Origin of the sequence: Paenibacillus sp. FSL H8-0280 (genome assembly GCF_045040665.1) — a bacterium.
GTDB classification, from domain to species: domain Bacteria; phylum Bacillota; class Bacilli; order Paenibacillales; family Paenibacillaceae; genus Paenibacillus; species Paenibacillus xylanexedens_A.
In genome coordinates this window covers 6,988,621-7,008,920 of sequence record NZ_CP150296.1, presented here as the reverse complement: position 1 = coordinate 7,008,920, position 20,300 = coordinate 6,988,621, and the positions used below count along the sequence as shown (strand labels likewise).

The window sequence follows — 20,300 nt, the reverse complement described above, 5'->3', positions numbered from 1 at the left end:
AGACTGTCACTCCTTTTACATGTTCCAAGTGTGGCTTAAGCCATGATGCAGTGTCGAAATACGAGATATATTGTTGAATTTATCCCCAACCCCCCGCAGGTCGAAAACAAAAAAAGTATGAACAACGGAAAATTGTTCACAACTTTATCCACAGGCTGTTGATAATATTATGGGTCAGATCACATATTCACATCCAAAAGTAATACAATCATAGCAAAAGAAACCCCGCATTTCAACGTATCGCGTGATTTTATCCACAAATTCAATAACTTGTGTATAATTTTTAGTCACAACACAATATATTGTTTATAAACTGTTTAATTTTCGACAGAATGACCCAAAAACCAAAAATGTTTTATACACAGGTTATCCGTCAAATGATGCCAAATTGTGTGTAAAAGTATTCTTCGTTTGTGAATAACCTGTCTGTGGATAACCGTAAAGTGGAAATGAAGCATTCTCGAGATCGGAAAAAGAGTGAGCTCTCACCCTCGTGTTTTTCTTGCCAATGGGGCGATGGTGAAAGCCGCGAATTCGTGTCAGGGTAGGAGACGGAGAGGGGGAGTAAACTCATGCTTTTAATTGAACAAGATCAGTGGTGTATTTTCTGAGTAGATGGTAATTCTGTGATGACAATGTATAAGAATAATGGACATAGATGACTTCATTTTGAGACATATGTAATGAGAATTATCAGGATCAAGAGGTAAGCTGATGCTCGAATATGGAGCTTGAAGTGTATGAATGTATAATATGAAATCAAAGGATAGATTATGCGTGTATAGCAAAAGAGGGTGTCCTCTAAAACCGATTTTTGGTTTTAGAGGACACCCTCTTTTTTTGGTGCAGAGGCGAAGTATGGATTGATGATTTAGAGACGGGGAAGGGACATCTTACGCTGGAATTCAGCGATATCTGCGTATTCCTCTTCCAGTTTGCGAGAGATCCGAATAAAGATGGGCAGCAGCTCTTGGTAGAGTACAGCATTCTCTTTGATAGGGGTATGCCGATGCGTTGTACCGACCATGGAAGAAACGGCATGAAGCGATTGGATCCGCCCTGTAGCGTACAAACCAAGCACGACGGCACCCAGACAGGAACTTTCGAAGCTCTCGGGTACAACCACTTCCTGATTGAAGATATCAGACATCATCTGGCGCCAGAGAGGAGAGCGTGCAAACCCACCTGTGGCTTGAATGGAGGTAGGTTGCCCAATCTGTTCTTCCATAGCCAGCAGTACCGTATATAGGTTGAAGATAACCCCTTCCAGGACAGCACGGATCATATGCTCTTTCTGGTGATGGAGTGTTAAGCCAAAAAAGGAACCACGGGCATCTGGATTCCATAAAGGGGCACGTTCGCCCGAAAGGTACGGATGAAACAGAAGTCCTTCCGATCCCGGCCGGACACGTTCGGCAATTTTGGTCAGCACATCATAGGAATTGATGCCAAGTCGCTTCGCTGTCTCCACTTCAGACGCGGCGAATTCATCCCGTACCCAACGAAACAGCATGCCACCGTTATTCACAGGTCCACCAATGACCCAAAGATTCTCTGTGAGGGCATAACAGAAGGTTCGACCTTTGGGATCGGTAACTGGACGGTCCACTACAGTGCGAATGGCCCCGCTGGTTCCGATGGTTGCTGCGACAACACCAGGTTCAATGGCGTTCACGCCGAGATTGGATAAGACCCCATCACTTGCGCCGATAACAAAGGGCGTGGAGGGGGAGAGAGCCATTTTTTCAGCTGATTCGTGATTCATTCCTTCTAATATATGTGTTGTAGGTACGAGCTTCGAGAGATGGTCGGGTGTAATGCCTGCAACCTCAAGGGCCTCTGCGTCCCAGTCCAGTTGTTCCAGATTGAGCAAACCTGTGCAGGAAGCGATGGAATGGTCGACGACATATTGTCCGAATAGACGGAAGAACAGATATTCTTTAATCGAAATAAATTTGGCGGTGCGCTCAAAAAGTTCAGGTTCATCGTGGCGCAGCCACATTAATTTGGTCAGCGGTGACATGGGATGGATGGGTGTACCTGTGCGCAGGTAGATGCGATGACCCAATCCATTCTCTTGCAGCTTGGCAGACCAAGCTGCACTTCGATTATCCGCCCAGGTGATGCAACGGGTTAAGGGTTTGTTATCCTGTCCCATGGCAATGACACTATGCATAGCCGAGCTACAGGATACAAACAGGATCTGCTCGGCAGCAACACCACTCTGATCCATGACTCCTCGTACAGAGCGGAGGGCCGCCTGTACAATCTCTTCAGGGTCCTGCTCGGCAACATCGGGTGCCGGGGTATACAAAGGATATTCCTGCGTTGAGGTACTGACGACAGAGCCTTGCTCGGTAAATAATACGGATTTGGTACTGGTGGTACCAATATCGATCCCAATCATATAGTTGTTCATGTATTTAATCCTTCTTTCTCCAGAAAGCGATGAGATTTTAATTTCTTTCTACTATAGATACTCCATTTATACCACTGTACTCAGGAGCAAAATAAAGATCAGTCCCACTACAGATAATAGTGTTTCCATAACGGTCCACGTTTTCAATGTCTGGGAAACGCTCATATTAAAGAATTCTTTGATCATCCAAAATCCTGCATCGTTTACATGAGACAAGATGAGTGACCCCGCACCTGTGGCGAGTACAACCAGCTCAATATTGGCCCCTGGTGTGAGTGCAAGCACTGGAGCGACAATACCGGCGGCTGTTGTCATGGCTACGGTTGCTGAACCGGTAGCTACACGAATGAGCCCAGCGACAAGCCAGGCAAACAGGATCACGTTGATGTTGGCATGGGTAGCGACTTCAGCAATGGCGTTACCTACACCACTATTAATCAATACCTGTTTGAAGGCACCGCCTCCACCAATAATGAGAATGATGGTCGCCGTAGGCGCCAGACATTCACTGGTGAAGCGGGAAATATCGTGTTTGGTGAATCCACGTGCAAAGCCGAGTGAAAAGAGGGCAAATACAACTGAAATCAGCAGAGCAATGATCTCATGACCGATAAATTCACTGAAAACGGTGAAACCGCTCGTAGCATTTGGGTCAATGATGCTTGCTATGGAACCAACCAGCATCAAAATAACCGGCAGCAATATTGTAAACAGGGTAATACCAAACCCAGGCATGTTGCTGTTTGTTTTGGTTGCGAATTGCTCAGCTAGTTCTGCTGGCGGTTCGGTGTGTATTCTTTTACCAATAAATTTACCAAACAAAGGACCTGCAATAATCGCTGTAGGAATACCAACAATAAGGGAGTACAAAATGGTTTTACCCAGATCCGCGCTGAAGGCTTCAATCGCTATCATTGGCGCTGGATGGGGTGGAACCAAACCGTGTACAGTCGACAGACCTGCCAAAATGGGAATACCAATCTGCAGCAGAGACATGTTGGTTTTACGTGCAACGGTGAAAATGATGGGAATCATTAAAATTACGCCGACTTCGAAGAAAACGGGAATACCAACGATAAATCCAACAATCATCATGGCCCAGTGCACACGTTTTACACCAAACCGATCGACCAGTGTAGTTGCAATGCGCTCGGCACCGCCAGATTCGGCCATCATCTTACCAAGCATTGTACCGAGAGCAATAACAATTGCGATGGTTCCAAGTGTGCCGCCAAGTCCCCCGGTAATGGAAGAGATTACATCGGCAGGTTTCATGCCTGTAAGCAAACCGAGCATTAATGCGGACAACAGCAGGGTGATAAAGGGATTCCATTTATACTTGGAGATCAAAACGATCAGAAAAACGATCGCAATTAACGTCCAAACCAATAATGTTGCATTGTGGGATAGTCCAAAAAGAGTGCTCATGATGTTGTGTGCTCCTTTATTTCTGATATAGAACGCTTACAAGTGAAATTATCGTCAACAATTAAATGTGTACCAGTACCGCAGAAGGTGTTGGCGAAAAATGTAGTTTTATCATGCCCAAATTTAAAACAAAATCGCATTTTGTATACTTGTCGACAAGTTAAGCCGCAATCATTCACGACGGATATGATTGCAAACGCCTTGCACCCATTAGAAATCAAAGCTTTGGTGCAGAGTTTTGCCAGAATCTTGGAAATATGTGCGGACTCCAGCCTGAATGAGTACCTTGTCACCTGATTCAAGTGCTTCAACGAGCACACGGTGTTTCTCAATTACAGCGCTTACTTTCTGCTCACCTTGAACAAATACTCTGCGCGTTGTGAGCAGCATAACGGTCATCACAACATATCGAATACTCTTCCATAGATGTGAAATACGGGAATGCTGAGCAGCCTCAATGATGGTCTCGTGGAAAACGAGATCCTGATAGGCGAATTCGACGGCGTCCTGATGCCGTCCAGCAAGTTGCATTTTGTCGATCACGTTACGCAGCTGGGTGATTAATGATTCTGGGACATCACCAGCAAGTCGCTGCTGCACAAAACTTTCAATCAGGAAACGGACATCATATAATTCTTCGACATCCTTGATTCGTAGTCCAATGACAACCACACCCATACGTTCAAGTCGAATAAGTCCTTCATTGGACAATGTTCGCAACGCTTCACGGACAGGTGAACGACTGCTGTCAAAATCAGCCGCAATTCGGTTTTCCGACAAAATCTCTCCAGGTCGAAGGGTACCGCTGATGATCCGCAGCCTTAATTCGCAGGCAATGGCTTCACCACGGGAAGCCCCTTGGAGCCAGGAAGAAGGAAATAACATATGGCTAACGCTCCTATTAATAAGTAATCAGTTCATTACTGATCATAGCATAACTATTTTGCGGACTGAACATTCAGTTCAATCCATAGTCTGTAGCTACAAGCTAACGGCTAATGTTTTTTTCAAAGGACTACTAAAGGCGGATAAGTAAATCGGCTTCATCCATATACTTGTATACAAGATGTGATTTTTATCCTACACCTTTCTCAAAAGCTTGTAAACCTTAATTGAAGCGGATACAACCTGTTTAGAATTCGACGATAATAATAGCCTATAATCATTATCCACATGTGAATAACTTCAAACAGGATGTGATAAAGGAGAAAACAGGTATTGGAGGGTGTGGATAACTATAAATGCTGAAATATGGTGATCTGATCAGGGTCTGGGGATAACTTTCAGGACTCTCTTCGGGGCTTGAAATTGGTATTGAAGTGAACGGACTGTGGTCATTACTATGGGTGGGATGAAGAGTGTATATAAAAGAGGGAGAAGCCTTGCGCCATGCAGTTGACTTTTCCAGGTGATCATGGTTAAATATATAAAGGTGTTTTCTGTGAAGATGAAAGTGATTCATCACATAAGTATTTCCTTGTGAGGAGGTGCAATACATTGAGACCTACATTCAAACCGAACGTTAGCAAACGTAAAAAAGTTCATGGTTTCCGGAAAAGAATGAGCACGAGCAACGGCCGTAAAATTTTGGCCGCACGTCGCCTTAAAGGCCGTAAAAACCTGAGTGCTTAATGCATTGAAGACCACCGAGGTGGTCTTTTTTTTCTTAATTAGCTCAAATCAGACTGGATGCTGCTACAGATCAGGTCTGAATGGTCTGCGAAAAAGTGCTGAACACACACGAATGTATGTTGAGTGAGTTTTCCATTTTTCGAAAACTTACCTTATATAATGATGAATCGTTGATAGGTTTAAATGGCCAATCAACATTCATCCCGGATGAATGCGGATCAGTTCAAGTAGCTGATTAACAATAATCCCAAATGAAGTTGTCGCCAAGGCGGTTTACCGTCATTCAAGAAAGCCTATACTAAATCAGTAATGAGGCCTCCGTCAATAACATTGGTGGAGAACAGCAAGGAGAAGCGCCGTGTATAAAAGACTGCGTCTACGAAACCGGGCGGACTTTAGCCGTGTATACCGGTATGGGAAATCGTTTGCCAATCATCAATTCGTGGTGTATGGTTGTCGCCGTAAAGATACGGAACAATTTCGGGTCGGCGTATCATGCAGCAAGAAAATCGGAAACGCTGTCGTACGCAACCGGATGAGACGCATGATCAAGGAAATTGTTCGCCATCATGAGCATGAAATCGTCACGCAGATGGATCTGATTTTTATCGTCAGAAAAGGTGCACTGGACATGCCCTATAAGGAAATGGAAAAAAGCCTGCTACATGCGATGCGAAAGGGCTCTCTTTTGAAGTCGAGCAAGCGGTAAGCTTCGGTTTATTTGTCCTCCTAATTATGGTATGATTTTACGATGGAATGGATTGGTTAAGAGAGGGGTTATGAAGTGTCGCGATTGAAGACATCAAAAGGGAAGTGGATTCTCCTCATTGCAGTCATTGCAATGGTCACTGTACTCGCCGGATGTACTCCACAAGGAGCCGGGGTTACTACGGAAGATCTAAAGAATAGTGATTCTTTTTGGCAAGCCAATGTTGTGTACTGGTTCTCACTGGCGCTGGATACATTCGCCAACTGGTTCAAAGGTGAATATGGACTGGCCGTCCTCGTGATGGTGCTTATTGTACGGACATTGATTTTACCACTAACAATGAAACAAGTCCGTAGCTCCAAAGCTATGCAGGCGATTCAGCCGCAGCTGAAGGAGATTCAAGCCAAGTTTAAAGATACACCTGAGAAAGTTCAGCAAGAAACAATGAAGTTGTTCCAGGAGAACAAAGTTAATCCGATGGCCGGTTGTCTGCCACTTATCATTCAGATGCCGATTTACATCGCACTTTATAACTCAATTTACGGAAACTCCAGTCTGAGAACGCATGATTTCTTGTGGCTCCAGCTCGGATCACCCGATCACCTGTTTATTTTGCCAGTGCTGGCTGCCATCACAACATTCATTCAAACATGGATGATGATGCGTATGAACCCTGCACAGCAAGTGGGTCCGATGCAGTTTATGCTGTGGGTGTACCCGATTTTGATCTTCGTGATGTCTTACCAGTTCCCGTCAGCACTTCCGCTGTACTGGTTCTACAGTAACATCTACACGATCGTGCAAAACTATTTCCTTTACCGGAATAATGATAAAATCGTGGCTGAGGTCAACGTGAAGCAGAATAGCTCTTCCAAAAATGGAGCTAAACGCAAAAACGGTGGCAAAGCGACCGTCTCTGGAAAAGGGTCGAAAGGGGCCAAAAAATCGAAATGACCAAAGTCATTACGTCAGGAAAAACCGTTGAAGATGCTGTAAACCAAGGATTGACCGAGCTTGGCGTAAGTCGGGACAAGGTCGAGATACAAGTGTTAGAGCAGCCGTCAAAAGGATTCCTGGGTTTGTTCGGGGTGAGGGCGGCCAAAGTTGAAGTGAAATTATTGCCTGTACCTGAAGTTGTTCCACAGCCGATCAAGCCAGCTGCATACAAATCTGAAGTGGATGCATTACTCGAGGATGTTGCAGCTAAAAATCCCTATGAAGAAGCGGCTGCTTTCTTGAAAGAGGTCGCAGCAGGTATGGGACTGGATGTTGAAGTGCATATCAAAAAACAGCGGGATGGACATATCTTCAATATTGCCGGGGAAGATCTGGGCATGATTATTGGCAGACGTGGACAGACGCTGGATGCGCTTCAGTATCTAACGAACATTGTAGCGAACCGATATTCGGAAAGCTTCGTTCGAATTGTGCTCGACGCGGAGAATTTCCGTCAACGTCGGCGGAAGACGCTGGAGGATCTGGCTGAACGGTTGGCTGGACAAGCTATCCGTACCGGTAAGGAAGTTGTACTAGAACCAATGCCTCCGCTCGAACGAAAAGTCATCCATGCAAAACTGCAAAATCACCCGCAGATTAAGACGTTAAGTAAGGGCGAGGAGCCTAATCGGCGTGTGGTTATTACGACGAAATAACACGAAATTGAAGACGCAATGGCTTCCTGCCCGGTGCAGAAGCCATTGCTTTTTTCGTACAGAAGCAATTTGATAAGGTGTTTAGAACAAGTAAAGAGTGAGCTTAATACGATAATTGACATGTCATAAGATATATCATTAATAGATTTGAAAATGGATATGGCGTCCTCCGAGGGGCGGCAATTTTAAAATAGAGCAAGGAGAGATAACCATGATCAGTGATACGATCACAGCGATATCAACGGCTGTCGGAGAGGCGGGTATCGCCGTGATCCGGGTCAGCGGCCCGGAAGCAGTGTCGGAGACGGAAAAGATTTTTCGCAGCAAAACCCCTTTAACTCAGGCAGCATCTCACACGGTTCATTATGGTCATATCATAGATCCCGTTAATGGGGAAAAGATTGAGGAAGTATTGGTTACGGTCATGCGAGCACCGCGCTCGTTCACAACAGAAGATGTGGTGGAGATCAGTGCGCATGGTGGTGTAGTGTCTGTTAAACGGGTCATGGACCTGCTGTTACAGCTTGATATTCGTCTGGCTGAACCCGGTGAGTTCACGAAACGTGCTTTCCTTAATGGGCGGATTGACCTGTCTCAGGCGGAAGGTGTCATGGATCTTATTCGTTCCAAGTCGGACCGAGCTTTCTCGGTTGCATTGAAACAGGTTGAAGGAAAGCTGTCCTCCAAATTGCGTGATCTACGATATACATTGGTGGAAACACTGGCTCATATTGAAGTGAATATCGATTATCCCGAACATGATGTGGAGTCGTTAACGTCTGATTTTATTAAGGAAAAGTCCAGTCAGGTTATGACTGAAATTGATAAATTGCTTACTACAGCAGAGCAAGGTAAGATCCTGCGAGAAGGTATCACGACGGCTATCGTTGGACGACCTAACGTAGGTAAATCCTCACTGATGAATACACTTGCGCAAGACAACCGGGCTATCGTCACGGACATTCCAGGAACAACTCGTGATGTGATCGAGGAGTTTATTACGATCAATAATATCCCGCTCAAGTTGCTGGATACGGCAGGAATACGGGAAACGATGGACGTTGTAGAGAAGATCGGGGTAGAACGCTCTCGCTCTGCGGTAAGTGAAGCCGATCTGATCTTGATGGTTGTGAATGCTGCGGAGCCACTTCATCCCGATGAGATTGAATTATTGGAACAAATCCGCGGTAGACAATCGATAATCATTATGAATAAAATGGACTTAACGCCACAGGTAGAACGTGACGTGCTGCTTCGTTACATTCCGGAAGAACGGCTTGTACCGATGTCGGTGAAAGATGATCTGGGTGTGGATCGACTGGAAGATGCCATCTCTACGCTATTCTTCAGTGGTAAACTGGAGTCCGCAGATCTGACCTATGTCAGTAATGTGCGTCATATTGCCTTGCTCAAAAAAGCGAAGCAGTCCCTGGTTGATGCCTATGAAGCAGCAGAGCAGTTCATTCCAATTGATATGATACAGATTGATGTTCGTTTGGCGTGGGAGCATTTAGGCGAGATTGTTGGAGATACAGCACATGATGCATTAATTGATCAGATTTTCTCCCAGTTCTGTCTAGGAAAGTAAAAAAAATATACTGCCGATTGACTTAAATCGTAGTGTATGATAGAAAGGTACAATTTCTGCCTGTTGTCAAAGGATGGAATGATGTTGTAGCCATTACGTGTTGGTTTCATATAGATAGGAATGCAAGTTCCGATGAACGGTTAGAAGTAGTCTCATTATTGTAGAACATGATCCGTCTGTGTGAGTTACACCAAATGCAGCGGAATAAGGAGGTAAACGGGAATGGTTTTTGATGGCGGCAGTTATGATGTAATCGTCGTTGGTGCAGGGCATGCTGGTGTGGAATCCGCGCTGGCCGCAGCTCGTATGGGGTCCAAAACACTAATGATTACGATCAATCTGGACATGGTGGCCTTTATGCCTTGTAACCCATCTATTGGGGGACCGGCCAAAGGACATGTTGTGCGCGAGATTGATGCACTTGGTGGAGAAATGGGACGGAATATCGATAAAACCTTTATTCAGATGCGGATGCTTAACACGGGTAAAGGGCCTGCTGTTCACGCGCTTCGTGCTCAGGCAGATAAATTCTCCTACCAGCATAAAATGAAGGAAACGATGGAGAATGAACCTAATCTGACAATGCGTCAGGGTATGGTTGATCGACTGATCGTTGAAGATGGAAAATGTGTAGGCGTTGTGACTCAGACCGGAACAGAGTATCGGGCTAAAGCGGTCGTTCTGACAACAGGCACATACTTGCGCGGTAAAGTAATTATGGGCGAGCTGATGTATGAGAGTGGACCGAACAATCAACAACCATCTCTTAAATTGTCAGAGAATCTGCGTGAACTGGGCTTTGATCTGGTTCGTTTCAAAACAGGTACACCACCACGTGTGCATAAGGATACGATTGATTTTAGCAAAACCGAAATTCAGCCTGGCGATGACAAGCCGAAGTTCTTTTCCTATGAAACAGAATCTTCCGATAATGAGCAGTTGCCTTGCTGGTTGACTTATACATCTGTGGATACACATCAGATTATTAATGATAATCTGCATCGTGCTCCGATGTTCTCGGGTCTTATTGAAGGAACCGGACCACGTTATTGCCCTTCCATTGAAGATAAAATTGTTCGTTTCAGCGATAAGCCGAAACATCAGATATTCCTTGAGCCGGAAGGCAAGAACACATCCGAATATTACGTACAGGGGTTGTCTACGAGTATGCCAGAAGACGTTCAACTGGCTATGCTGCGTTCCATTCCAGGTATGGAAAAAGTGGAAATGATGCGTAATGGTTATGCGATTGAATACGATGCGATGGTGCCTACACAATTGTGGCCATCACTGGAAACTAAACGTCTACCAGGTCTGTTTACGGCGGGTCAGATTAATGGTACCTCCGGTTATGAAGAAGCAGCAGGACAAGGTGTTATGGCTGGAATCAACGCTGCACTCAAAGTACAGGGGAAAGAGCCGGTAATACTTGATCGTTCCCAAGGTTATATTGGCGTGCTGATTGATGATCTGGTGACAAAGGGTACAAATGAACCGTATCGTCTGTTGACTTCACGCGCTGAGTATCGTCTGTTGCTTCGCCATGATAATGCAGATATGCGTTTGACGGAAATCGGACATGACATTGGCCTGATCCCTGAAGAGCGTTATGCGAAATTCCTGGATAAAAAGGCGAAAGTCGAGCAGGAAGTTGCACGTCTGAAAGTGGCTAAAGCTCGCCCGGTTGAAGTGAATGCCAAGCTGGAAGAGTACGGATCTACACCTATTCAGGATGGCAGTACGTTGCTTACCTTGCTGCGTCGCCCGGAGCTGGGGTATGAACTGATTGAACAGCTCTCACCATCTGAGGTAGAACTGACAGCAGATATGAAAGAACAAGTGGAAATACAAATTAAATATGCGGGTTATATTGAGAAACAATTGATCCACGTGGAACGTTTGCAAAAGATGGAGAAAAAGAAAATTCCGGACACCATCGTATATGATGAGATTCATGGTCTTGCTATGGAAGCCAAACAGAAGCTCGCTACGATTCGTCCAATCTCGATTGGTCAGGCTTCTCGTATTGCTGGAGTTACTCCTGCCGACATCTCCATTCTGCTGGTCTACCTGGAGCATTATAACCGTGTAACCGCAGCAAGGGGACAATAATGGACGATATTCAACAGCAACTGCAGCGGCGCTTAAAGAAACATGGATTAGAGCTGGGCGAACTCCAGTTGGAGCAATTCGAATTGTATTATCAGGAGTTGGTATCCTGGAATGAAAAGATGAATCTGACGGGCATAACGGATCGGGAGCAAGTGTATACAAAACATTTCTATGATTCGGTATCGCTGGCTTTTTATACTGACATGACCAAAGTGAATAAGCTTGCTGATATTGGATCAGGAGCGGGTTTTCCGGGATTGCCACTGAAGATCTGTTTCCCGCATATTAAGCTTACGATCATTGATTCACTAAATAAACGTATTGGCTTTCTACAGCATGTGGTAGATATCCTTGGTCTGACTGATGTGGAATTGGTCCATGGACGTGCTGAAGAGATTGGACGCAAAGAAGGGTATCGTGACAGCTACGATCTCGTTACGGCGCGTGCAGTAGCCAAGCTGGCTGTGCTGAATGAATTCTGCCTTCCGTTTGTTCGTAAAAGTGGAATATTCGCTGCCATGAAGGGCGGAGACCCGCGTGAAGAAATGAAGGAAGCGGAGTTCAGCTTCAATCAGCTGAAAGGACGGGTTAAGGCCGTTCATCCTTTCCAGCTGCCGGTTGAAGAATCAGAGCGTCACATCATTCTGATTCAGAAATTTGATAAGACACCATATAAGTATCCGCGCAAACCAGGTACTCCAATGAAGACTCCGCTGATATAGTTGCGTGATGGTTTTGAAGTAAGTCAAAACAAAATTGAAATTTAGACATGGATGAAGAGGATGTTTCACGTGAAACATTCTCTTTTTTTTGTTTTCTAAAATGGAGGACTGGATCAACATTACAGATACTTCGTATTACATATCTTTTAAAGAACCTGTGTTGATGAATTATACGCACAGTAACTCATGAACAATTTCATTAATTGAATGTGTGCAAGTCGTCATATTTCCAATATTCACAAAGAAAAAGCAGGATAATTAGTAGAGTTTAAAGAATAGGTAAGCATAGGATTATGATAGAAAAGATGATAGAATAGAAGTATCCGATCCTGGGTCACAGCGATCATAGATTATATGTATAGATAGATGGATATGCGTTCGATGTTGCATGACAGAAAGCGTTATGAAAAGAAAAACTTATTCCAAGAACGATGCATGTGAAAGGTCGCATATTGAATAAGAAGCACCTGCAAAGACTGTGGGAGCTATTACGAAACTAGGTGGTAATCTGCGGAATGAAAGAACAATTTTCGAAGTTGTTTGGTTTGGCGGAGCGCAATAACGGAGATGAGATCAAACAGATTCCAGTCAATGAAATTGTGAGCAGCCCATATCAACCCCGTACTATTTTTGATGATGATAAAATTGATGAGTTGTTGCAGACGATCAAAACACATGGCGTAATTCAGCCTATTGTCGTTCGCATGCGAAATGGATCATATGAGATTATTGCCGGGGAACGTCGCTGGCGTGCAGTTCGAAAACTGGGTTTGGATACGATTCCGGCTATTGTACGTGAGTTCAACGATTCTCAGGCCGCATCCATTGCACTGATTGAGAACTTGCAACGTGAAGGATTGACTTCAATTGAAGAAGCTGTCGCTTATCAGAAGCTGATCGACTTGCATCAACTGACACAGGAAAGTCTGGCACAACGACTCGGCAAAAGCCAGTCAACCATCGCGAACAAAATTCGGTTGTTGCAGCTCCCAGAAGGCATTAAGGCCGCATTGATGGAACGCAAAATTTCTGAACGGCATGCAAGAGCATTACTTTCTCTGGATACGGAAGAACTGCAGATGAAGTTGCTCGGTGAGATTATTGAAAAAGAATTGAATGTGAAACAGACAGAGGCGCGTGTAGCCTTTTACAAGGAATCTTCCAAGATTAAAAAATCTAGACGTGTTTCCTTTACCAAGGACGTAAGACTTGCACTTAATACGATTCGCCAATCCATTGATATGGTAACTGGCTCTGGTCTGGACATCAAAACCAAAGAAGCAGACCATGAGGATCATTATGAGATCGTTATCCATATTCCAAAACGCAAATAATTGAAGCTTATGGCGGCAATGGGCCGCTTTTTATGTCTATAAAGCAAGTTAGGTCTGACATGTTTAAAGAACGGTCGGTATATTGATGGAACGGTAGTTGTTGTTTGTGTGGACGATAGCCGCCTGCTTTTTGTTAACAATATCTCACAACCTACAGAAAAGACTCCTATTTTATTTGAGGTGAAGTAATTGTCTAAGATTATGGCCGTAGCAAATCAAAAGGGCGGTGTGGGGAAAACGACGACATCTGTTAACTTGGGTGCAGGACTGGCTTCACTCGGGAAAAGAGTATTGCTTGTCGATATTGACCCTCAGGGGAATACAACCAGCGGAGTCGGAATCAATAAAGCAGATGTGGCTAATTGTATATATGATGTCATTATTAATGAGGTTCCTCCTCAAGAAGCGATTTTGGAGACTCAGATTGAAGGCCTTCATATCATACCTGCAACGATTCAGCTTGCCGGAGCCGAGATCGAATTGGTGTCCACGATATCACGGGAAGTTCGCCTGAAAAAATCACTCGCCATGGTGAAAAAAAACTATGATTACATACTGATCGATTGTCCACCATCTCTTGGTATGTTAACGATCAATTCGTTGACTGCTTCCGATTCGGTGATCATTCCGATTCAGTGTGAGTATTATGCACTTGAAGGATTAAGCCAGTTGCTTAATACAGTTCGTCTTGTACAGAAACATCTGAATACCTCCCTGCAGATTGAAGGGGTATTGCTGACGATGTTTGATGCACGGACCAATCTGGGAATTCAGGTAATTGAAGAAGTGAAAAAGTATTTTCAACAAAAAGTATATCAAACGATTATTCCGCGTAACGTACGGCTTAGTGAAGCACCATCTCATGGTCAATCCATTATCACGTATGACCCTCGTTCAAGAGGGGCGGAAGTGTATTTAGAGCTCGCAAAGGAAGTGATTTCTTATGAGTAAGCGGCTTGGAAAAGGTCTTGATGCCCTCATTCCTTCGCTTTCAATTAATGACGATGATAAAGTCGTAGAAATCCCGATTAGTCAACTGCGGGCTAACCCCTATCAACCACGTAAAGTATTTGATGAGGGTGCAATACATGAACTGGCTGAGTCCATTCGTCAGCATGGTGTCATACAACCCATTATTGTTCGTCCTGTATTACGAGGTTATGAGATTATCGCCGGAGAACGACGGTTCAGAGCTTCGCAATATTGTGGTAATGCCACGGTACCGGCTGTAGTCCGCAACTTCAGTGATCAGCAGGTAATGGAGATTGCGTTGATTGAGAATCTGCAACGGGAGAATCTGAACGCCATGGAAGTTGCAGTTGCTTATCAGGGGTTAATGGATCAATTCGCGTTGACTCAGGAAGAGTTGTCTGTAAAAGTAGGTAAATCACGTTCTCACATTGCTAACTTCTTGCGTCTGTTATCATTGCCCGAAGAAGTAAAAGACCATGTTTCACGTGGAACATTATCTATGGGACATGCACGTGCGATCGTAGGTGTTAAAGACGAGGTTATAGTGAAGCAGCTTGCAAAACAGACCATTGATCAGCAATGGAGTGTACGTGAGTTGGAGGAAGCTGTTCAACAACTGGATCGCTCCAAAACAGGTGAGGCTAAAGCCAAATCGAAGTTAAAAAAGAAAGATCCATTCATTGATACATTGGAAGAATCTCTTCGTGAACGTTTCAAAACCACAGTGAAAATCAAGCACAATAAAGATAAAGGTAAAATTGAGCTCAACTACTACAGTCAACAGGATCTGGAACGGCTATTGGAATTGTTACAATAACAGTCGGGTCTATGATTCATTAACAACATGCGGGGCTTACTCATGTCATGACATATCGCCTCTGTACCATGGAGAAACGATATGTCATTCTTTGTTTATAGGGTTATATGTGCAGTATGTGCAGGCGAATTATTAATTTTATAGGACAGAGGTGGTTGTGAGGTGGAGGGAGTTATCTATCTAGATCATGCAGCAACATCTTGGCCCAAACCACCTGCTGTCGGTGATGCGATGTTGAGTGCATTGGAGATTGCCGGAGCTAATCCTGGCAGAGGAAGTCACCGTATGGCTGTTCAGGCAAGTCGTGTATTGTTCGAGGCGAGAAAATCCATATCCAATATCTTTGGAATCAAAAATGCGAATGATATTGCATTCGGATCAAATACGACAGAAGCGCTAAATCTAGCTATTCAAGGCTCGATCAGAGAGGGCGACCATGTGATTGCCACCATGGCTGAACATAACTCAGTCAGACGACCACTGGAGTACATGCGAAGACTCCGAAATGTAGAGATTGATTATGTACCTGTTGATGCTTCGGGCGCCATTGATCTGATGCAAATGGAACGTATGTTTCGTTCCAATACCAGATTGGTGGTATGTACACATAGTTCGAATCTGCTTGGCAGTATTCTTCCTATTGGAGAAATATCGCTCCTATGTCGTAAACATCAGGCGATCTTATTGGTAGATGCAGCTCAGAGTGCTGGGGTTATGCCTGTGAATGTACAACAATTGGGCATTGATATGTTGGCTTTTCCAGGGCATAAGGGACTGCTTGGTCCTCAGGGTACAGGGGGCTTGTACATTGCTCCAGAGCTCGATATAGAGCCTTTACTTCATGGAGGAACAGGAAGTCAGTCAGAAGCTCTTGAGCAGCCAAAGGTGCGTCCTGATCGGTATGAAGCGGGGACACCGAATACAGTCGGGATCGCAGGGCTGAATGCGGGTGTGAAACATGTACTTGAGATGACACCAGCGTTCATCTACCAACATGAGTGGGAACTGACCCAACATATAATGGATGGGCTGTCATCCGTTAAGGGTATACGAATGCTTGGTCCAGAGATTGGACAGCCACGCACCGGATTAGTATCTTTTACTGTAGATGGGTATGATTCAGCACAACTCGCCTTCCGTTTAGATCGGAATTATGGGATTGCGGTTCGCTCCGGTTTTCATTGCACACCGCTTGCACACGAATCTGCTGGTACAACCGCTACCGGAGCAGTAAGAGCCAGTGTGGGATACAATTCAACTAGAGAACATGTGGAAGTACTCGTTAAGGCAGTGTTGGAATTGACTGGGACAGACTAGATTAGAGTTGAAATGATGAACTCATTTGATATAGGTTGCTTGATTAAGCTTATGGATATCGGGTTGATTTATAATGAATGATAATATTACAGGACAGACGTTAATCTGATCAAAAATATAGAGGGGTAGTTGCAATTACATGGCTGAATTAAACGAGCTGATTCTGGAACAGCTGTTATGGATTATTGGCGGAATGGCATTACTTACGGTGATCTTGCTGATTGTGAGTATTGTTCAAGGGGCAAAGTTACGAAAGTTTAAACGTAAATATGAAGCCATGATGGCTGGCAGTGGAGTAGAGGACCTGGAATCGTTGCTGGTTAATCTGAAAATTCAGATGGACAGCATTGAGGATGAACACAAACTGCAAACGAATCAGCTGCAAGTTGTCATGCAAAAGCTGACCCGCATTCAAGGTAAAGTTGGCGTGAAAAGGTACAATGCATATGGAGAGCGTGGCAGTGATCTGAGCTTCTCAATGGCTATGATTAACGATAGCCAGGATGGCATGATTCTTACGGGGATATATAACCGCGACGGTTCTTATGTATATGCAAAACCTCTTAAAGGGGGAGAGTCCACGTACACTCTGTCCCCAGAGGAAAAGGAAGCTATTACTCTGGCACAGCAAGCAGAGTAGAACGTGTATGCCATTCCCGGATGGCCGAGTATAGACTGCTGGAAATAATCTCGGACATGCGCATAACGAGACTGAGCCGTGTGTTCTGTAGAACAAAGTATTCCATAAAGCCGCCGACGTTAACGATACCTGTCAGATGGATATCGCCGACCGGCGGTAATTCTTTATTTACCCCCGCACCCGGCTTGAGTGGACCATTCACAACTTGAATGCAACCCACACTGGATGATTGACCGAGACAGGCGTCAATGCCAATCACATAAGGGTTATGGTGTGTTTTCTGTATGTTGTGGAGTGTATCTTGCAGGTTCATCGCATGGACTGGTTCATCCAAGGTACCATATAGATGGAATAAAGGGCTGTCCCACTTGGAAAGGGCTGATCCGACCAGAGGACCAAGGCAGTCGCCTGTTGAGCGATCTGTGCCGATGCAGACAATCACTACATTTTGCAGAGAATGGGCTTTATAGAGATGGAACATTAAACGATGGGTAATGGCCGAGTGAATACCTGGATCGGTATGGGGGATTTTCAAACTGGTCATGTCTTGTGATGAAAAGGAACGCGAAGTAGGATTCATAGGATCTATCCTTTCCCTTGGAATAGTAGTAACAGTATATGGAAAGGTAGAGCGTTTTATACTTCACGAGGACAAGCTTTTTCTCTAGGGTTGGACGTATGGCGAAAGGAGCCGAACATGGACGAATGGATTAACGATTGGATGCTGATTGCATTTGATTCAACCCAGCAGGCACTGCGTGCTGAAATGCTGCTGGAGTTTGCCGAGATAGAGATTGATTTGTTCCCTACACCAAAAGAAATTACAGCAGGGTGTGCGCTATGTATTCAGTTTCCAAAAGAGGATCTGGAGCGAGTACAGAAGATCATTCGTAACGAGTTCGTAGAGATCCGAGGCCTCTATTTCAAAACAGAAGACAGCTATGATAACATACCGATGTAGAGGAGGGATGATGAATGTTGTCATTTCAGTTTGCTCAAGGGATTACAGCTAGCGGTCCGGTAGCCGCCGTGGATGAAGCCCTTCGTTGGACGGATAAAGTCTGGAACAAAATTGCAGATCCAGAAATGTGGCTTAACATTATGTTCAGCTCAATCCGGATCATCATTATTTTTATCATCACCCGTATTGTCATTAAGGTAGTCTATCGAATTATAGATCGTTCCATGGAACGCAAGCAGGAAGGCAAGATTCGCGTGAATCCGCGCAGGTTCGTAACCGTAGGGGAACTGTTGAAAAATGCGACCTCCATAACATGTAATTTCATTATGATTCTGCTACTGTTATCTGAGATCAATATCCAAGTTGGGCCACTACTCGCGAGTGCCGGTGTGCTTGGGCTTGCCATTGGTTTTGGTGCACAGGGTTTGGTCAAGGATGTTATTACCGGTTTCTTCATTATATTGGAGGACCAGTTCGCTGTGGGGGATGTTATTCAGACAGGAACCTACAAGGGAACGGTTGAAGTGATCGGACTTAGAACAACGAAACTGGTCAGCTGGCAAGGTGAAGTGCACATTATCCCAAACGGGGCGATTGCAAGTGTAACGAACTACTCCATGTCAAATTCGCTGGCTGTAGTGGATATTCCGATGAAGGCGGACTTAAGTCTCGATGAGTCAGTACATCTGGTGAAAAAGTCTTTGGTCGGGATTGAAGAGCGTGACCTAAATATTGTGAAGGTGCCGGATGTGCTCGGTATACAGTCGATGTCTACATCTGAGTATGTGGTGCGAATTGTGGCTGAATGTATGCCTAACTCTCGTGCTTCGGTGGAACGTCAGATTCAGGGCGATGTGAAAAAAACGCTGGAGTATCATGAGATGAGCAATCAAGCCGTATTGGAACAGGCAGTAGCTTTGGAGAAAGATGAGGGGGATGGCACAGGTGGAGCGTAAAAGTTTCCAGCTTGGGGATATCGTGCAGATGAAGAAGCAGCATCCCTGTGGCAGCAATGAGATGGAGATCATTCGTATGGGTATGGATATTCGGATCAAGTGTGTCGGATGTAAACACAGCGTGTTGATTCCAAGAGCGAAATTCGAGAAAAACATGAAGAAGGTACTGCGTTCAGCCGAGGATTCCACTGAATCCTGATCTGCAATAATTCGGTATGCAGTATGCGTAATAACGTTTACATGCAGGCTCCGTATGAGTGTTGCGTTCTGTAAATGATCATGCTATAATCAATATTGCTGCGGAAAGGTACCCAAGAGGCCCAAGGGGGCTGACTCGAAATCAGTTAGGCGTGTCACAGCGTGCGTGGGTTCGAATCCCACCCTTTCCGCCACTTCAAATGTAACTTACTCAATACACATTGAGTTTAATAAAAAGATCGATAAGAAGACTTTCCATTAGGAAAGTCTTTTTTGGTATAACGTTTTAATGAATATGTATTGAACATGTATCCATATCAGATGCATCATTAATGACTAAAACGAAAATAAAGAGCCCCGAAGGGCTCTTTATCCGGCGGTGCATTTGTTTGTTAGGAAACAATCGGTCGTAACAATCAGACACTTGGTGTACTGCACGTAGCAATACGCGTGCTTCAGACGAAGGGCCTTACTACACATAACCACTTGCTTCTTAAATTACGTGATGAATCTCCAACAGCGAATGATCGGCTTCGTTGTCCAACGGAACCACACCTCTCTCGTGCACCGCCTGATTGTATTATGTGCTTTATTCCGTTTTATATACATGGATCGTAAAAAAGTATTGCGATTAATGGACGCGGGCTTTGGTCAGCTTCTTCCACTTACGATTATGATTGCTTGTTTCGGGAAAAGCTTCACCTTTTTGCAGCGTTACCCGCTTAGGGTTCTGAATTTCCGTAACAAAGCTTTTTTCCCCAACTTCCGTATACTCTCCATCGTTTGGGGCTTTGTCTTCTGGTTCAAACTCGGTTTTTTCACCCATGATAAAACCTCCTCTGC

Annotated in this window: 20 protein-coding genes and 1 tRNA gene; 16 read left to right on the top strand and 5 right to left on the bottom strand. The window is 44.6% G+C overall.

What is annotated here, in order from left to right:
• Window positions 1–871: 871 nt before the first annotated feature.
• The 3 genes from gntK to MHI12_RS30465 all read right to left on the bottom strand — a co-directional run bounded on the left by gntK (window position 872) and on the right by MHI12_RS30465 (window position 4,732).
• Complete coding sequence (gene gntK, locus MHI12_RS30475) at window positions 872–2,419, bottom strand: gluconokinase (RefSeq protein ID WP_341009751.1); 1,548 nt, start codon at window positions 2,417–2,419, stop codon at window positions 872–874.
• Between the two features lie 66 nt (window positions 2,420–2,485).
• Entirely contained in the window at window positions 2,486–3,847 is a 1,362-nt protein-coding gene (locus MHI12_RS30470) for a gluconate:H+ symporter (protein ID WP_405171190.1), read from the bottom strand.
• 210 nt (window positions 3,848–4,057) lie between these two features.
• The gene (locus MHI12_RS30465) at window positions 4,058–4,732 is read right to left on the bottom strand and encodes a GntR family transcriptional regulator (RefSeq protein WP_405171189.1); all 675 of its coding nucleotides are present in this window, start codon (window positions 4,730–4,732) and stop codon (window positions 4,058–4,060) included.
• 612 nt (window positions 4,733–5,344) lie between these two features.
• On the opposite strand from MHI12_RS30465, the gene rpmH reads away from it, so the two are divergent.
• From rpmH to MHI12_RS30405, 12 genes are all read left to right on the top strand, one after another.
• Complete coding sequence (rpmH, locus tag MHI12_RS30460; protein ID WP_017691413.1) at window positions 5,345–5,479, top strand: 50S ribosomal protein L34; 135 nt, start codon at window positions 5,345–5,347, stop codon at window positions 5,477–5,479.
• A 358-nt stretch (window positions 5,480–5,837) separates the two neighbouring features.
• A complete protein-coding gene (rnpA, locus tag MHI12_RS30455) occupies window positions 5,838–6,188 on the top strand; it encodes a ribonuclease P protein component (protein ID WP_036611981.1) in 351 nt (116 codons plus the stop codon).
• 75 nt (window positions 6,189–6,263) lie between these two features.
• Entirely contained in the window at window positions 6,264–7,142 is an 879-nt protein-coding gene (locus MHI12_RS30450) for a YidC/Oxa1 family membrane protein insertase (protein WP_036611979.1), read from the top strand.
• Window positions 7,139–7,840, top strand: a complete 702-nt coding sequence (jag, locus tag MHI12_RS30445) for an RNA-binding cell elongation regulator Jag/EloR (RefSeq protein ID WP_036611977.1) — start codon at window positions 7,139–7,141, stop codon at window positions 7,838–7,840. The genes MHI12_RS30450 and jag overlap by 4 nt, the downstream gene beginning before the upstream one ends.
• A gap of 211 nt (window positions 7,841–8,051) precedes the next feature.
• Window positions 8,052–9,428, top strand: a complete 1,377-nt coding sequence (gene mnmE, locus MHI12_RS30440) for a tRNA uridine-5-carboxymethylaminomethyl(34) synthesis GTPase MnmE (RefSeq protein WP_036671881.1) — start codon at window positions 8,052–8,054, stop codon at window positions 9,426–9,428.
• Window positions 9,429–9,650: 222 nt separating this feature from the next.
• Window positions 9,651–11,540: a tRNA uridine-5-carboxymethylaminomethyl(34) synthesis enzyme MnmG gene (mnmG, locus tag MHI12_RS30435; protein ID WP_405171188.1), complete on the top strand. Its 1,890-nt coding sequence runs from the start codon at window positions 9,651–9,653 to the stop codon at window positions 11,538–11,540.
• On the top strand, window positions 11,540–12,262 hold the full coding sequence (rsmG, locus tag MHI12_RS30430; RefSeq protein WP_036611970.1) for a 16S rRNA (guanine(527)-N(7))-methyltransferase RsmG: 723 nt from the start codon (window positions 11,540–11,542) through the stop codon (window positions 12,260–12,262). The genes mnmG and rsmG overlap by 1 nt, the downstream gene beginning before the upstream one ends.
• A gap of 515 nt (window positions 12,263–12,777) precedes the next feature.
• Window positions 12,778–13,596 (top strand): nucleoid occlusion protein, encoded by an 819-nt coding sequence (noc, locus tag MHI12_RS30425; RefSeq protein WP_341009748.1) that lies wholly within the window; start codon window positions 12,778–12,780, stop codon window positions 13,594–13,596.
• A 189-nt stretch (window positions 13,597–13,785) separates the two neighbouring features.
• Window positions 13,786–14,547 carry a ParA family protein gene (locus MHI12_RS30420; RefSeq protein WP_036611966.1) on the top strand — a complete coding sequence of 254 codons (762 nt, stop codon included), beginning with the start codon at window positions 13,786–13,788 and terminating at the stop codon, window positions 14,545–14,547.
• Window positions 14,540–15,385: a ParB/RepB/Spo0J family partition protein gene (locus MHI12_RS30415; protein WP_036611964.1), complete on the top strand. Its 846-nt coding sequence runs from the start codon at window positions 14,540–14,542 to the stop codon at window positions 15,383–15,385. Before MHI12_RS30420 ends, MHI12_RS30415 begins: the two co-directional genes overlap by 8 nt.
• Window positions 15,386–15,547: 162 nt before the next feature.
• Window positions 15,548–16,702, top strand: a complete 1,155-nt coding sequence (locus MHI12_RS30410; protein ID WP_405171187.1) for an aminotransferase class V-fold PLP-dependent enzyme — start codon at window positions 15,548–15,550, stop codon at window positions 16,700–16,702.
• Between the two features lie 139 nt (window positions 16,703–16,841).
• Window positions 16,842–17,342: a DUF4446 family protein gene (locus MHI12_RS30405; RefSeq protein ID WP_036611960.1), complete on the top strand. Its 501-nt coding sequence runs from the start codon at window positions 16,842–16,844 to the stop codon at window positions 17,340–17,342.
• Here MHI12_RS30405 and yyaC read toward each other — a convergent pair.
• The gene (yyaC, locus tag MHI12_RS30400; protein WP_036611957.1) at window positions 17,317–17,922 is read right to left on the bottom strand and encodes a spore protease YyaC; all 606 of its coding nucleotides are present in this window, start codon (window positions 17,920–17,922) and stop codon (window positions 17,317–17,319) included. The genes MHI12_RS30405 and yyaC overlap by 26 nt on opposite strands.
• A gap of 117 nt (window positions 17,923–18,039) precedes the next feature.
• Here yyaC and MHI12_RS30395 point away from each other — a divergent pair, with 117 nt between their 5' ends.
• The 4 genes from MHI12_RS30395 to MHI12_RS30380 all read left to right on the top strand — a co-directional run bounded on the left by MHI12_RS30395 (window position 18,040) and on the right by MHI12_RS30380 (window position 19,651).
• On the top strand, window positions 18,040–18,303 hold the full coding sequence (locus MHI12_RS30395; protein ID WP_017691427.1) for a DUF3343 domain-containing protein: 264 nt from the start codon (window positions 18,040–18,042) through the stop codon (window positions 18,301–18,303).
• 14 nt (window positions 18,304–18,317) lie between these two features.
• Window positions 18,318–19,259 (top strand): mechanosensitive ion channel family protein, encoded by a 942-nt coding sequence (locus MHI12_RS30390; RefSeq protein WP_340907601.1) that lies wholly within the window; start codon window positions 18,318–18,320, stop codon window positions 19,257–19,259.
• On the top strand, window positions 19,249–19,458 hold the full coding sequence (locus MHI12_RS30385) for a DUF951 domain-containing protein (RefSeq protein ID WP_036611950.1): 210 nt from the start codon (window positions 19,249–19,251) through the stop codon (window positions 19,456–19,458). Before MHI12_RS30390 ends, MHI12_RS30385 begins: the two co-directional genes overlap by 11 nt.
• Before the next feature lie 102 nt (window positions 19,459–19,560).
• Window positions 19,561–19,651: transfer RNA gene (locus MHI12_RS30380), tRNA-Ser, on the top strand.
• Between the two features lie 437 nt (window positions 19,652–20,088).
• Here MHI12_RS30380 and MHI12_RS30375 read toward each other — a convergent pair.
• Window positions 20,089–20,283 (bottom strand): YjzC family protein, encoded by a 195-nt coding sequence (locus MHI12_RS30375; RefSeq protein WP_405171186.1) that lies wholly within the window; start codon window positions 20,281–20,283, stop codon window positions 20,089–20,091.
• Between the last annotated feature and the right edge of the window lie 17 nt (window positions 20,284–20,300).

Coding starts and splice junctions, on each gene's coding strand:
- gntK (WP_341009751.1), bottom strand. CDS start 2,419: ATGAACAACTATATGATTGGGATCGATATTGGTACCACCAGTACCAAA.
- MHI12_RS30470 (WP_405171190.1), bottom strand. CDS start 3,847: ATGAGCACTCTTTTTGGACTATCCCACAATGCAACATTATTGGTTTGG.
- MHI12_RS30465 (WP_405171189.1), bottom strand. CDS start 4,732: ATGTTATTTCCTTCTTCCTGGCTCCAAGGGGCTTCCCGTGGTGAAGCC.
- jag (WP_036611977.1), top strand. CDS start 7,139: ATGACCAAAGTCATTACGTCAGGAAAAACCGTTGAAGATGCTGTAAAC.
- mnmE (WP_036671881.1), top strand. CDS start 8,052: ATGATCAGTGATACGATCACAGCGATATCAACGGCTGTCGGAGAGGCG.
- mnmG (WP_405171188.1), top strand. CDS start 9,651: ATGGTTTTTGATGGCGGCAGTTATGATGTAATCGTCGTTGGTGCAGGG.
- rsmG (WP_036611970.1), top strand. CDS start 11,540: ATGGACGATATTCAACAGCAACTGCAGCGGCGCTTAAAGAAACATGGA.
- noc (WP_341009748.1), top strand. CDS start 12,778: ATGAAAGAACAATTTTCGAAGTTGTTTGGTTTGGCGGAGCGCAATAAC.
- MHI12_RS30415 (WP_036611964.1), top strand. CDS start 14,540: ATGAGTAAGCGGCTTGGAAAAGGTCTTGATGCCCTCATTCCTTCGCTT.
- MHI12_RS30405 (WP_036611960.1), top strand. CDS start 16,842: ATGGCTGAATTAAACGAGCTGATTCTGGAACAGCTGTTATGGATTATT.
- yyaC (WP_036611957.1), bottom strand. CDS start 17,922: ATGAATCCTACTTCGCGTTCCTTTTCATCACAAGACATGACCAGTTTG.
- MHI12_RS30395 (WP_017691427.1), top strand. CDS start 18,040: ATGGACGAATGGATTAACGATTGGATGCTGATTGCATTTGATTCAACC.
- MHI12_RS30390 (WP_340907601.1), top strand. CDS start 18,318: ATGTTGTCATTTCAGTTTGCTCAAGGGATTACAGCTAGCGGTCCGGTA.
- MHI12_RS30375 (WP_405171186.1), bottom strand. CDS start 20,283: ATGGGTGAAAAAACCGAGTTTGAACCAGAAGACAAAGCCCCAAACGAT.